This is a genomic window from Psychroserpens sp. NJDZ02 (assembly GCF_004843725.1).
Lineage (GTDB): Bacteria > Bacteroidota > Bacteroidia > Flavobacteriales > Flavobacteriaceae > Olleya.
Window position 1 is genome coordinate 2,891,017 of record NZ_CP039451.1, and the last position, 13,504, is coordinate 2,904,520.

Annotated in this window: 12 protein-coding genes and 1 riboswitch; of the genes, 7 read left to right on the forward strand and 5 right to left on the reverse strand. The window is 32.5% G+C overall.

The genetic code is table 11. The features are described from left to right. Positions 1 to 8: 8 nt before the first annotated feature. The gene (locus E9099_RS12735) at positions 9 to 1,181 is read right to left on the reverse strand and encodes an ABC transporter substrate-binding protein (RefSeq protein WP_136583940.1); all 1,173 of its coding nucleotides are present in this window, start codon (positions 1,179 to 1,181) and stop codon (positions 9 to 11) included. 182 nt (positions 1,182 to 1,363) lie between these two features. Next, a riboswitch (cobalamin riboswitch) is annotated at positions 1,364 to 1,559 on the forward strand. A 29-nt stretch (positions 1,560 to 1,588) separates the two neighbouring features. Here E9099_RS12735 and E9099_RS12740 point away from each other — a divergent pair. The 3 genes from E9099_RS12740 to E9099_RS19535 all read left to right on the forward strand — a co-directional run bounded on the left by E9099_RS12740 (position 1,589) and on the right by E9099_RS19535 (position 6,694). After that, positions 1,589 to 3,439, forward strand: coding sequence for a TonB-dependent receptor plug domain-containing protein (locus tag E9099_RS12740; protein ID WP_136583941.1), 1,851 nt, complete (start codon positions 1,589 to 1,591; stop codon positions 3,437 to 3,439). 8 nt (positions 3,440 to 3,447) lie between these two features. Next, the gene (locus tag E9099_RS12745; protein ID WP_136583942.1) at positions 3,448 to 4,500 is read left to right on the forward strand and encodes a YncE family protein; all 1,053 of its coding nucleotides are present in this window, start codon (positions 3,448 to 3,450) and stop codon (positions 4,498 to 4,500) included. A gap of 226 nt (positions 4,501 to 4,726) precedes the next feature. Next, the gene (locus tag E9099_RS19535; RefSeq protein WP_240788897.1) at positions 4,727 to 6,694 is read left to right on the forward strand and encodes a DUF5074 domain-containing protein; all 1,968 of its coding nucleotides are present in this window, start codon (positions 4,727 to 4,729) and stop codon (positions 6,692 to 6,694) included. Between the two features lie 74 nt (positions 6,695 to 6,768). Here the strand turns inward: E9099_RS19535 and E9099_RS12755 are convergent, their stop codons facing one another. Both E9099_RS12755 and E9099_RS12760 read right to left on the reverse strand, forming a co-directional pair. Then, entirely contained in the window at positions 6,769 to 7,488 is a 720-nt protein-coding gene (locus E9099_RS12755; RefSeq protein WP_136583943.1) for an adenine nucleotide alpha hydrolase, read from the reverse strand. 69 nt (positions 7,489 to 7,557) lie between these two features. Next, positions 7,558 to 9,003 carry a S41 family peptidase gene (locus E9099_RS12760; RefSeq protein ID WP_136583944.1) on the reverse strand — a complete coding sequence of 482 codons (1,446 nt, stop codon included), beginning with the start codon at positions 9,001 to 9,003 and terminating at the stop codon, positions 7,558 to 7,560. A 103-nt stretch (positions 9,004 to 9,106) separates the two neighbouring features. On the opposite strand from E9099_RS12760, the gene E9099_RS12765 reads away from it, so the two are divergent. Genes E9099_RS12765 through E9099_RS12780 form a run of 4 tightly spaced genes read left to right on the forward strand, consistent with a single transcriptional unit; the run spans position 9,107 to position 11,216 of the window. Beyond that, positions 9,107 to 9,616, forward strand: coding sequence for an RNA polymerase sigma factor (locus tag E9099_RS12765; protein ID WP_136583945.1), 510 nt, complete (start codon positions 9,107 to 9,109; stop codon positions 9,614 to 9,616). Beyond that, positions 9,603 to 10,076 (forward strand): hypothetical protein, encoded by a 474-nt coding sequence (locus E9099_RS12770; protein WP_136583946.1) that lies wholly within the window; start codon positions 9,603 to 9,605, stop codon positions 10,074 to 10,076. Before E9099_RS12765 ends, E9099_RS12770 begins: the two co-directional genes overlap by 14 nt. Before the next feature lie 26 nt (positions 10,077 to 10,102). After that, on the forward strand, positions 10,103 to 10,669 hold the full coding sequence (locus E9099_RS12775) for a DUF4252 domain-containing protein (protein WP_136583947.1): 567 nt from the start codon (positions 10,103 to 10,105) through the stop codon (positions 10,667 to 10,669). Between the two features lie 4 nt (positions 10,670 to 10,673). Further along, a complete protein-coding gene (locus E9099_RS12780; protein ID WP_136583948.1) occupies positions 10,674 to 11,216 on the forward strand; it encodes a DUF4252 domain-containing protein in 543 nt (180 codons plus the stop codon). 286 nt (positions 11,217 to 11,502) lie between these two features. Here the strand turns inward: E9099_RS12780 and purB are convergent, their stop codons facing one another. Both purB and E9099_RS12790 read right to left on the reverse strand, forming a co-directional pair. Further along, the gene (purB, locus tag E9099_RS12785) at positions 11,503 to 12,846 is read right to left on the reverse strand and encodes an adenylosuccinate lyase (protein WP_101019512.1); all 1,344 of its coding nucleotides are present in this window, start codon (positions 12,844 to 12,846) and stop codon (positions 11,503 to 11,505) included. 93 nt (positions 12,847 to 12,939) lie between these two features. Next, positions 12,940 to 13,503, reverse strand: a complete 564-nt coding sequence (locus E9099_RS12790; RefSeq protein WP_136583949.1) for an adenylosuccinate lyase — start codon at positions 13,501 to 13,503, stop codon at positions 12,940 to 12,942. Position 13,504: the final 1 nt, after the last annotated feature.

The window sequence follows — 13,504 nt, forward strand, 5'->3', positions numbered from 1 at the left end:
CCGTGTTATTACTTTAATGGTTTAAAAAAGTAAGGTGTATATTCTGGTAATAGTTCTGGATGGCAAATTTTAATAATATCTTTTAAGACTAAGTCTGGTCTAGCTAAACCGATCTCATAATATAATACACCACCTGTTTTTCCTGTCGTGTTAGAAAACGTGTAAATGGCGTTGTTTTTAAACGCATCAAATTGTGTGTAATGGGTGTTAGCTTGTTTTAAAGCGTCCATTGTTGGGTAATACGATGGGCTTAACCAAAGGTCTGCGCTTTTAGCTTTTTCAAAAACAGTTTCAAAACTTAAGGCTAAACTTCCTGTGCCTTCAGTATCTGCATATAAATAGTCCACATTAGCGTCTTTTAAAAACTGAGCTTCTGTACTTGTTCCATTGGGTAAGTACCAGACGTCTTTATGCATAGCACCACTAATTACGGTTGGTCGTTTACTAACGGTTTGTGCTAGTTTTTGCGCTGCTTTATAATCTGTTTCGATAGTTTTAAATATAGAATCGGCTTGTGTTGTTTTATTATATAATGCACCAAAAAACTTAATCCATTCGGCTTTAGCTAGTGGTGATTTTTCAACCCAATCGCCATTATAAATTACTGGGATTCTTGCTTTATTGATTGTATTTAATGATTTACTGGTACCATCAACACCAAAACCAATGACAACATCAGGATTTAGACTAAGTAACACTTCTGTGTTTAGGCCTTCGTTTTTACCTAATTCTCTAACGCTTCCATTATCTATACGTTGTCTTGTCTTTTCTGAGGAGACATAATCTGTTCCAGGAAATCCGATTAAGGTTTCTTCTTCATTTAATAATTCTAAAGCAGGAATATGAGTGGTCGAGGTCACAACAATACGTTTAACCGGCGTTATGATAATACCATCATATTCGCCTTTCATAAAAGATCTTTTGGCCGCTTCTTCTTTAGAAATTAAAACATAACGGTATGTTTTTTCAGCATTAGGCCAAGGATTATTAATTTTTAAAACCTTAAAATCACTTACAGTGGAAATGCTAAATCCTTCCGCGTAAGCAATAGTATTACTTACTTTTTGAGTTGTTGGATTTTGTGTCGGTGGGAGTTTAACAGGAATACCTTTGTCTTCTTTACAATTTAGAAAGAATAAAGCCGAGAATAGAAGTAGTAAAAAAGTTTTGTTTTGTAACATTGGTAACACGTTATCGGAATAAATTCCTTTAGATTTATATAAAATTCTAGTTATGAGGGACGGTTCAAATTTAACAATATATATAGTAGGAGGAATTATATTATTACATTTTTTAGTGGGCTTTGTTTATTTGATTTATAAAATGAACAAGAAAAAATAGGAAAAACATCATTTTAAATAGTACTTTTGCGTCGAATTTTGGTTTCATTTATTTTTTTTTGAATGAATTAAAAGGGAATCTGGTTTAACTCCAGAACTGTTCCCGCAACTGTAAGCTACAACGCTTGTTATTATACTTCATGTCACTGTCTGTTTTTAGATGGGAAGACCAATAACAAGACGCAAGTCAGGAGACCTGCCAAATTCATCATCTAATTAGACTTTCGGGAGAAGGGTCTTTAAGATTTATGAAAAAAACAATTGTATTATTACTTTCGATATGTTATAGTGTTGTGTCTTTTGCACAAACACAAATAGACTCTATCCAATATTTAGACGAAATTGAATTGAGTGATATTAAGCTGAAACATAATGCTGCTGGATTTAAAGTTACTGTTTTAAATGATTCTGTTTTAAGTAAGAATCAATCAAGCTTTACTGATTTATTGCGCTTTAATTCTAACCTCTACTTTAAAGAAAACGGTTATGGGATGGTGTCGTCCCCTTCGTTTAGAGGGACAAATGCCTCGCAGACTGCTGTAATTTGGAATGGTATAAATATTAATTCGCAATTAAATGGTCAGACAGATTTTAGCACTATAAATACTAATAACATTAATCAAGTTGTTATTAGAAATGGAGGCGGTAGTGTGCAATATGGAAGCGGTGCAATTGGTGGAAGTGTGCATTTGAATAACAATTTAAATTTCAGTAAACATTTAAAAAATGATGTAAAAATAAACTATGGTAGTTTTGAAACTAAGAATATCAGTCTTGTTACAGATTATGGACAAGATAAATTTGCTTTTAATTTAGGATTGAATTATATCGATTCTGAGAATGACTATAAATATTTAAACTCAGATCAAGTGAATGAAAATGGGGCGTTTAATAATTTAAGTCTTAATGTTAATTTGGGTTATTTTATTTCTGAAAAAGATGTAATTAAATTATATCATCAGTCTTTTATTGGTGACCGTGATTTTTCTGGAACAACTACAACACCATCTAAAAGTAAATTTGAAGATATAAATTCTAGGTCTATGTTAGAATGGGTTAGAACGGACCATTACTATAAATCTAATTTTAAAGTAGCATATTTAAAGGAGTATTTTGAATATTACCAAAATCAAGATTCTGACTTTTTTACATTCGGACAGGTAAATACTTTTTTAGTTAAGCATAATTTTAATTATAAAATATCTAAGCGGTTAAGTGTTACTAGTATTTTAGATTATAACACCTTTAAAGGTGAAGGAAGTAGTTTTGGTAACCCTGATAGGTCTATATTTTCTGCAACAGGATTGCTACAATATAATCTTAACTCTAATTTAAACATAGGCTTTAATGTAAGACAGGATGTAAATTCGGATTTTAAAAGTCCATTATTGTTTTCAGTGGATGCATTAATTGGTGTTACAGAGTATTACAAAATTAAAATTAACGGATCTAAAAACTATAGAATCCCAACATTCAATGATTTGTTTTGGCAGCCAGGTGGAAATTTAGATTTGGTACCAGAATCGTCCTATCAAATAGATTTAGGACATGTTTTAGATTTTGATTGGTTGCATTTACAATTAAATACATATTACATAAAATCAAAAAATTTGATACAATGGAAACCATCTAATTCTGGTTTTTGGTCACCACAAAATATTGCTGAAGCTCATAGTTATGGGTTAGAGTTAGGTATAGGTGTTACCAAGAAAATTAATAATCATCAATTAAAACTTAGTTCTAATTATTCTTATACAGTATCAGAAAACTTAGAGACAAAAAAACAATTAATTTATGTGCCATTCCATAAAGCCAATGCAACAATTGCTTATTGTTTTAAAAGGTTGAGTACGTATTATCAACACCTTTTTAATGGATCAGTTTTTACAACATCAGACAATTTAGAAGGTCCTTTTTATAGTTTAGAGTCTTTTAATGTATCCAATTTTGGCGTCAATTATAAAGTATTGCAACATTCTGATCATCAAATTGATTTAGGATTAAAAGTGAATAACGTATTTAATAAACTATATCAAAATGTGGCATTTAGACCAATGCCAAATCGAAATTTTAATATTCAATTACACTATAAATTTTAAAACAAATTATGAAAAAAGTCATTTACTCAATTGTAACCTTGTCATTATTAGTCTTTTCTTGTTCTAATGATGATGATGCATTTATGCCATCAGAACCTTTAGGAGCTTATGAAAACGGAATTTTAGTTAGTGGAGAAGGCGGACCATCTTCAATTTCTTATATATCAAATGATTTTTCTGTAACAGAAAATCAAGTGTATTTTAATGTCAACGATGAAAACTTAGGGGTGTATTTGCAATCTGTTGGATTTAATGATGATAAGGCATATGTAGTGGTTGATGCAGGAACAATTACTATTATTAATCGTTATACATTTGAAAAATTAGGAACGATAGATACAGGATTAACTTTACCAAGATATATTGCTTTTGATGGAACAACTGCTTACGTGTCTGATTGGGCTGATCCAAATAATGCAACAGATGATTACGTAGCTGTTGTCGATTTAAACTCAAACACAGTAACTTCTACTATAGCTGTATCAGAAGGGCCAGAACAAGTTTTAGTAAATGCAAACAAATTATATGTATCTCATAAAGGAGGTTATAATGTTAATAATGTTGTATCCGTAATCAATACAATAGATAGCTCTCTAGAAACTATAACAGTTAACGATGTGCCTGATGAAATGTTTATTGATAATCAGGGACATTTAATAGTGTTGAGTTCTGGAGCAAATCAATCTTGGTTAACACCTCCAGTTGAAACAGTAGCATCAATTACAAGAATTGATTTAAATGATAATTCTATAATTTCTAATATGGAGTTTTCTGAAGGACAACATCCTGGTTTAATGACTTATAGTGACGGTAATGCTTATTATGTCTTAAATAATGGAGTATATAGTTTATCTGATAGCGATACTAGTTTACCAGCTGCTTCATTGTTTAATATTACTGCTGGTTATGCTTATGGTTTGTCTGTTAAAAACAACCTTTTATATGTAACAGATGCTAGTTTTACAGAGAATAGTACTTTAAAAGTATATGATATCCCTGCAGGAACAGAAACAAATAGTTTTGATGTTGGATTAGGAGCTTCTAAAATTTACTTCAACTAATAATTAATCAATAACAAACCACCAATCAACCACAAAAAATGCCTCTAAGTTATTTAGGGGCTTTTTTATATGCATTAAATAATTTTTCGAGTCTAAATAACAAAATTAAGTGCTGAAATCTTCATTTTTACTTGTGGAGTGAAACAAAATGTATAATTCGATTACTATCTCGCATTAAAATTATTGAATGGGAAAATAAAAATAAACAAACTAAAATTTTAAATACATGAAAAAAAAATATCTATTCGTATTAACATTTATCATTAGCGTATTAGGCTTTTCTGGCTATGCTCAGAATTATGATAATGGTGTTTTTATATTAAATGAAGGTATGTTTGGTACTAATACAGCTTCAGTTTCATTTTTAAATGATTCTGGAACACTAGATAACGATGTTTTTACAACAGGAAATCCGGGACAAGATATTGGACAATTAGGGCAAGGTATGGGATTTGATGGCGATAATGCGTACATCATTGGAAGTGGAAGTAGTGAGGTTAATGTTGTAAATAGTGAAACATTCGCACACATTGCAACGGTAACAACAGGTTTTAATAATCCAAGATATATTGCGTTTGATAATGGGTTTGGCTACATAACTGATTGGGGTGATCCAGGAGTTACCACAGACGATTATGTTGCAGTAATGGATTTGTCAACAAATACAGTGGTAAGCACAATAGCGGTAGTAGAAGGACCAGAAAGAATTGTAAAAAAGAATAATCAATTATTTATAGCACATCAAGGGGGGTATGGTTTTGGTACTGCAGTGTCTATAATAGATTTAACAGATAATAGTGTATCTCAAATAACAGTTGGGGATATTCCTAATTCTATTTCAGTAGACGACGATTACGTGTATGTGCTTTGTGGCGGGAAACCTGCTTGGTCTGGAGATGAGACTTTAGGGCAATTATATAGAATCGACTTAACAGATTACTCTGTAATGACTATTTCAGATTTTGCTGCAACTGAGCGCCCAAATTATTTGCAAGTTGATAATGGAGAAGCTTTTTATGTCTTAAATAATAATATTTATAATTTCGATTTTACAGGAAGTTTACCAACGACTGCTTTTATTGATACATCTGCTCAAAACGTAACTTTAGCTTATGGTTTGTCTTTAATTGATGAGACATTATATTTAGCGGATGCTGAGGATTATGTAAGTAATGGTAAAATAAGAACCTATACTACATTGGGGGTTTACCAAAACGAGTATATAGTAGGTCTTATTCCAAACGGCGTTTATAAAAATGAAATGGCACTAGGTATATATGCGCCACCTGCAGATCAGACTGGATCGACTGCGATTGCACAGGATAGTCCATTATTTTTAGAATGGGCAACTGGAGCGACTATAACAAGAGGATTAATTAATATTTCTAATCCTTCTGCAACGGATGGTGGTAGCAATTATGCTACCTTCGGGACATCAGATTCTGCTTTAGGTATGGCAGATGGAGCTGTAGTAAGTCTAGGAGATGGAGGTCAAGCAATTTTAACATTTGATACGCCAATTATAGATGGTACAGGTTTTGATTTTGCTGTTTTTGAGAATAGTTTTAGTGATACTTTTTTAGAATTAGCTTTTGTTGAGGTAAGTTCAGACGGGGTTAATTATTTTAGATTCCCATCTCATAGCCAAACACAAACAGACACACAAGTAGGTGGTTTTGGAAGTGTTGATGCGAGATATGTTAATAATTTGGCTGGAAAATACCGTTCTGGATTTGGTACTCCTTTTGATATTAGTGATATCGATGATTCAGCCTTATTGGATAAAAATAATATTACACATATTAGAGTTATAGATGCTGTTGGATCTATAGATCCTGCATATGCGACTTATGATTCTTATGGGAATATAGTTAACGAACTTTTTTCTACACCTTATACTTCTAGCGGGTTTGATTTAAATGCTATTGGTGTTATAAACAAGAATACATTGGGTGTGAATTCTTTTTCAAAAGAAATAAAAATAACACTATATCCTAACCCGACAACGTCTCAATTTTATGTTTCAGAGACAGGTTTAGTATCTGTTTATTCTTCTGAAGGACGTTTGGTTTTAAAGAAAAATGTGGAGTCTACTAATGTTCCGGTAAATATCGAAAATTTAACTTCAGGAATTTATATCGTAAATATTACTTCTGACAAAGGAAGTGCTACGCTTAAAGTTGTTAAAAAGTAAGTCAGATTAAAAACAAATAAAAAGCCTCTAAAATAATTTAGAGGCTTTTTTGTGTTTTAGACCATAGTTAATGGTTACGGAATTAAGTCACAATACCAAACACCATAGGTTTCGGCATCACTTTTACAAACAGAATTACCAGCGGTTTTAGGCGCATTATACTCACGATAAACTTTTTCTCCGATGGTAAACGGGATCGGATTTTTAAAGATTGGACCATCAAAACAAAAGGTATGGAACTCGCCATTTTCTCCACATGGATCAACACCTTCAGGTAAATTATCTACAAAATGCTCGTCTATAATCGTTCCTACAAAATTTTGGTCAAAGTATTTAGAATTGGCACAAACGACTATTGTTTTAAAGCCCAGCTCCAAAAACTCTGTAATAAGTTGTTTTGTGTCCCGTTTCCATAACGGAAAGACCGTTTTTATATTTTGTGTGGCTAATTGTGTTTCTCTGTAGATTTTTAAATCCTCTAAATAAATATCACCAAAGGCACTATGGGTAAATTGCTCTTCTTTTAATGCCGTTATTGTTTGTAACATAATGTCTTCATAGGTTTCCATACTAGGCATTTCTGGAAGTTCTATAAGGATTGCTTTTATATTTAAAGCATTAGTTTGTGCTGTTAATAGTTCTTGTCTTAAACCATGCATTGTGACACGGTTATAATGGGTGTTGACGGTTGTAATTAGTTGTTCAACAGCATAAGAATCGTCTTGTAATAAGTGGTAAAGGGCTAAAGCCGAATCTTTGCCAGAGCTCCAATTAAAGTATGTTTTATGACGCAATAGGTATAGGTTTTAATTTCATGTCTAAACTTAAAAAGCCTCTAAAGTTATTTAGAGGCTTTTTTGTTGTTATTTAAAGATATTAGGGAGGTCCTTATCATTGAGATACATATTATCTCTAGTTAGCGTTTGTGTATTAGAGTTTTCAAAGATAGTAAATTGACTATTAGTTTCAGTCGTACCAAATCGTCCATTACCAGTTAAGTGTTGTATCGCTCTTGCTAAAAGAGGCTCGTCTTGTTGTCCTAAAACGCCATAATTAGAAACCGTTTCTCCTAATTCAATAGTTGGAATTAACCCAGCTTCAAATTGATAAAAACCAGCCGCATTTTCATTGCGACCAACTAAAGGTTGCATCGCCCAGATATGATTTGGATTGATACCTGTTGTACATGAGTATGCGCAATCTGGACTATCATAAAGGGTTATAGAAAATTCGTTTTTTCCTCTAGTAGCACTTCCAATATGGACAACTTCAATATGAGGGTTTAGGCCATTAATAACTAACTCGCTTGCAGAAGCAGAACTATATTGTGCCAATATATATACTTTATTAAGGTTAAGTGTGTTAATTGCTGTTCCGTCGGTTAATTTATCTACAAAATTTCTTGACACCTCTTCATCCGTTAATGCCGCCTGTATTTTGTTATTCCACTGTTGTTTTAAAAATAAATCAGAGGTAGGTTTGCCGGCAATCATACTGGATAAATTAATTGCAGAGCCTACGCTTCCTCCTGGGTTATAGCGTAAATCTAAAACTAACTCTTGTACGCCTTCCGCTAAAAATTGTCCAAAAGCATCATTAAGCTGCTGGTCAAAATTACTTGTAAAACGATTATACATTAAATACCCCACTTTTATACCGTCTACGGTAAACGTATTGGTTATAAATATTGGGTTTTCTTCGTACACTTGTTTTGTTAATGTTACTGTTTCGCCAGTTAATACTAAATTATCACTACTATCTATTTCGGCTAGACCGATAGTATAAGTATCATTACTAGAAAATAACAAGTTAGTGTAGTTGGTTTGCGTTAGTGTCGTACCATCAACAGTTAAAAATAGATCACCACGTTGTAAGTCTGATGCCGATGCGTCCGTGTTTGGTAGTATGTATTGTATAGCTCCAAAAACTTGTGGTCCCCCGTCTATTAAACCTAATCCAAATTCCATTCCGTTACTTTTAGATATCCCATTAAGAGCATTGTTTAAAGTAAAATAGTCGTCAACAATCCAACTAAAGCGGTCATCACTATGTTGTAAATCGTCAAAAAGAGCATTTGGCGAACTGTAACCATCCAAATAAGACGTGTAATCGTCAGTATTAGAAAATCTGTTGTCCGCTAAGTCAGGGACTTCATTTTGCCATAGATACCAAAGATTTAAACCTTTCCAAACAAAATCTTTTATATCATTATCAGGAATTAAGTTATCATCTTGATCCTCAAAACAAGCCGTGATACTAAAGCATGCTAATAATAGTATGGTATAAATCCAAGTCTTTTTAATAGTCATATTTTTCTTTTTTCTTTATAAATGTACTTACTTTATTTAATATTTGAAATAAATTGTAACAAATTTAATTATCGGTCGTCGTAATAGAAACCAACCAACCAGAATGACACAGTTAGAGTTTTTAAAAATAGTAATGCCTTTTAAGGATAAGGTTTTTCGTTTAGCAAAACGATTACTAGTGTCTCGGGAGGAAGCTGAAGATGCCACGCAGGAAGTGATATTAAAACTATGGAAGAATAAAAGTAAAATAGAAAATTATAAAAATGTGGAAGCATTTTCCATGACGATGACTAAAAACTTTTGTTTAGATAAATTAAAATCTAAACAAGCGCAAAATTTAAAAATAGTACATAGTAACTATCAAGATCATAGTGTTGCATTACAAAAGCAGATAGAAGTAAATGATAGCTTACAATGGGTTGCTAAGATTATTGAAGAATTGCCAGAACAACAAAAAATGGTCGTGCAGTTAAGAGATATAGAGCAATACGATTTTGACGAAATTGCAAAAATGCTAGATATGAATCCTACAGCAGTACGTGTAGCCTTATCAAGAGCAAGAAAAATAATAAGAGAAAAATTAACTAGTACACATAATTATGGTGTTAAATAATATAGACGACTTACTAGAAAAGTACGAGAATGGTGAAACCACTCTAAAAGAAGAAGCACAGTTAAAAAACTATTTTAAGCAAGAAACTGTCGCTCCACATTTAGAGCATTATAAAGCCATTTTTGGATACTATACGGTAAACCAACAAGAGACTTTTACTAAAAACGTGCCACTAAACCCTAAAAATAAATATAATATTAAGTGGTTAAGCGTTGCAGCAGTAGCAGTATTAATGGTTGGTATTTATTTTAATAGACCCAAAGAGGATGTTATCACAGCTGCTGATAGGTTGGCTTATAGTCAAGTAAAATCATATCTAGAGTTAGTGTCTAAAACTTTTAATAAAGGGACCTCGCAAGTTAATTACTTAGGTGTTATTAATAAAGCTGGCACACAAGTTGACTATTTAAAAGAGATGGAGAACCCAATTGGAAGAATCCTTAAAATTAATGAAAAATAAACTTAATAACTAAAAATACAAATACGATGAAAAAATATATAACAATAACACTAATGGCAATAGTAATGATGCCATTAACAGGAATGGCTCAAGATGTCTTTGAGAAATATAGCGATAGCGATAAAGTAAGTTACGTGTCTATAAAACCTAAGATGTTTCAAATGCTAGCTAAAATAGATATTGATACAGACGATGCAGAAGCTAAAGCTTATATGGAGATGGTAAACAGTATTACCAGTTTTAAAACGATGGCTACAGGAGATTTGACTATTGCTAAAAGTATCACTAAATGGGTCACAACAAGAAGTACAACTTTAGAAGAGTTAATGGAAGTTAAGGATAATGGTGTTGTTATGAAGTTTTACGTGAAGCAAGGTAAAGATGAAGATCACGTTAGCGAATTACTGATGTTTATTAATGGATTAGATGCCGTAACTAAAGGATCTGATATCGAAATTAACGGCGAAAAGCGTACACTCGAAACTGTTGTAATCTCATTGACAGGGAATATTGATTTAAATCAAATTTCTAAATTAACTCAAAAAATGAACCTTCCAGGAGGTGAGGAGTTAGAAAAGAAAAGTAAAAAATAACACTATGAAAAAAGCAATCAAATCAATTGTAACTCTTTTTATTTTAACAGTAGTATTGGTCAGTTGTAAAGACGAAAACTCTATACAAACCTACTTTGTAGATCATCAAGAATTACCAGGCTTTATGTCTCTTGACGTCTCTACAGATATCATTGATTTTACGAAGGCTAATTTAACAGAAGAAGAACAAGAGACGTATCAATCGGTAAGTAAATTAGACATATTAGCTTATAAGTCAACTTCAGGAAACGTAGCGGCTTATACAGAAGAATTAGCGAAAGCTAAAGTTGTTTTTGGAAACAAAAAATATGAAGAGTTGATGGAGTTTAAAGATAATGGCGTTAATGTTAATATTAATGTTATTCAAAACGGAGCGGCTATAGATGAGTTTTTAGTGTTAGCAAGTTCTAAAGAGATGGGGTTTACTATTTTAAGAATAATTGGAGACGATATGAAACCGGAACAATTAATTAAGTTAAGCTCTAAACTACAAAACGCGGATATTGATAAAGGTGAAATTGAAGGTCTGATGTCCTTTTTTAAATAAACAAAGCACCTTTTAGGTTAGACTACAAGTAAAAAGGCTTATCCAATGGATAAGCCTTTTTAAATTAAGTGATATTAGGATTATTTTTTCTTTTTCGGTTCAAAAAAAGCATCATCAGTTTCTGGCTTTTTTACCACGACCAAATTAATAATCACTACTAAATATGCAATAATAACAATAGCTATGTAAACCGGATGATTTAGAACACCCGTGATTCCTCCTATAAAAAAGAGTAGTAAAGTTATAGTACAAAGTACCATAGAAGCATTATCATTTAGCATACGTATTATATTCCGGTATAGTTACTTGGTGATATTGCTTTTAATTCTGTTTTGATAGCATCACTAACGTCTAATGTATCTATAAAATTAGAAATAGAGGCTTTATTAATAGCGTCGTTAGTTCTAGTTAATCCTTTTAAAGCCTCGTAAGGATTAGGGTAACCTTCACGTCTTAAAATGGTCTGAATAGCTTCTGCTACAACTGCCCAATTGTTTTCAAGGTCTTGTGCAAATTTAGGCGCATTAAGTAATAATTTACTTAATCCTTTTAAAGTTGATCCAAAACCAATTAAAGTATGTCCAAAAGGAACTCCAACATTACGTAATACAGTACTATCTGTTAAATCACGTTGTAATCTTGAAATCGGTAATTTAGCCGATAAATGCTCAAAAATGGCATTAGCCATACCTAAGTTACCTTCACTGTTTTCAAAATCAATAGGATTTACTTTATGTGGCATGGCGCTACTCCCAACTTCTCCCGCTTTAATTTTTTGCTTAAAGTACTCCATAGATACATAAGTCCAAATGTCTCTATCTAGATCTATAACAATAGTATTGATACGTTTTAAACAATCAAACAAGGCGGCCATATGGTCGTAATGCTCGATTTGGGTGGTAGGGAAGGAGTGGTGTAAGCCTAGTTTTTCTTGTACAAACGTTCCTCCAAAAGCTTTCCAATCTATCGCTGGGTAAGCCACTTTGTGTGCGTTAAAGTTTCCTGTTGCACCACCAAACTTAGCAGCACTTGGGATGTCATTTAATAAGTTAAATTGCTCTTCCATACGGACAGCAAAAACTTCTATTTCTTTTCCTAAACGTGTTGGAGACGCCGGTTGACCATGCGTTCTAGCCAACATAGGGATGTCTTTCCACTCTTCTGCAAGACGCTTTAATTCGTTTAAAACATTAAAATATTCTGGGACGTAAGCCTCATTCATTGCATCCTTAATACTTAGCGGGATAGCAGTGTTGTTAATATCTTGAGACGTTAATCCAAAATGGATAAACTCTTTAAATTCACTTAAACCTAAAGCATCAAATTTATCTTTAATAAAATACTCAACCGCTTTAACATCGTGGTTGGTTACTTTTTCAATGTCTTTAATAGCTTGAGCATTCTCAGTTGTAAAAGACTTGTAGATGTCACGCAGTGCTTCAAATTTACTGCTATCTACGCCTTGTAGCTGAGGTAATGGGATTTCGCATAATGCAATAAAATATTCGATTTCGACTAAAACACGATATTTTATTAAAGCTTCTTCAGAGAAAAAATCTTGTAGTTTTTCAATTTTATTTCGGTAACGACCATCAATTGGAGAGATCGCATTTAGTTGATTTAAAGACATATAAATAGTTGTTTTTTAACAAGCTATAAATATAGTTTTTTTAATGGGAAGACTAAAGGATTACGCTTTAAGAATTTAATAAATATTATAGATTTACTGTTTTATTTTTTTTAAAATAAGCCTAGCTCTAGCTTTAAAAGCCGCACTTTGGTTGGCAAAATCGCGTTCTAAAATGGTTGTTAATTCAGGATACACCCAATCATAGTCTTTACCAAATAAAAATAAGGTGGTCATACTGTAAGCTTTTGTAGCGACTTTAATATCATTAATTAAATAGTCAAAACAGACTTCAATAATTTTTTCCCGATGTGTCGGAAGTAAGGCCGCTTTTATTTTAGAAGGCGTTTTTCCATAGTAGGCTATGGCAAGGTATTGACATATTTTAGCGACAGGTCGTTCTGCCGAATCTAAATGGACTTTACCCATGTTTTGGGTAAACCGATCTAAGTAGGGGATTAGGGCTTCTAGATTTTTGGCACACATAAACTCTAATATCCATCCCGCACGAGGCGATATTTTGTTGTCTACCATAAACAAGATATCTAGTGTTTTAGAGATCAAAGTCGTGTCTGAAAGCAGTAGCTGCGCATAATGTAAACGCTTTTCGCGTGAATGATCCACGTAATTTAATTCTTGATATAAAGCGTCGGTAGTCAAA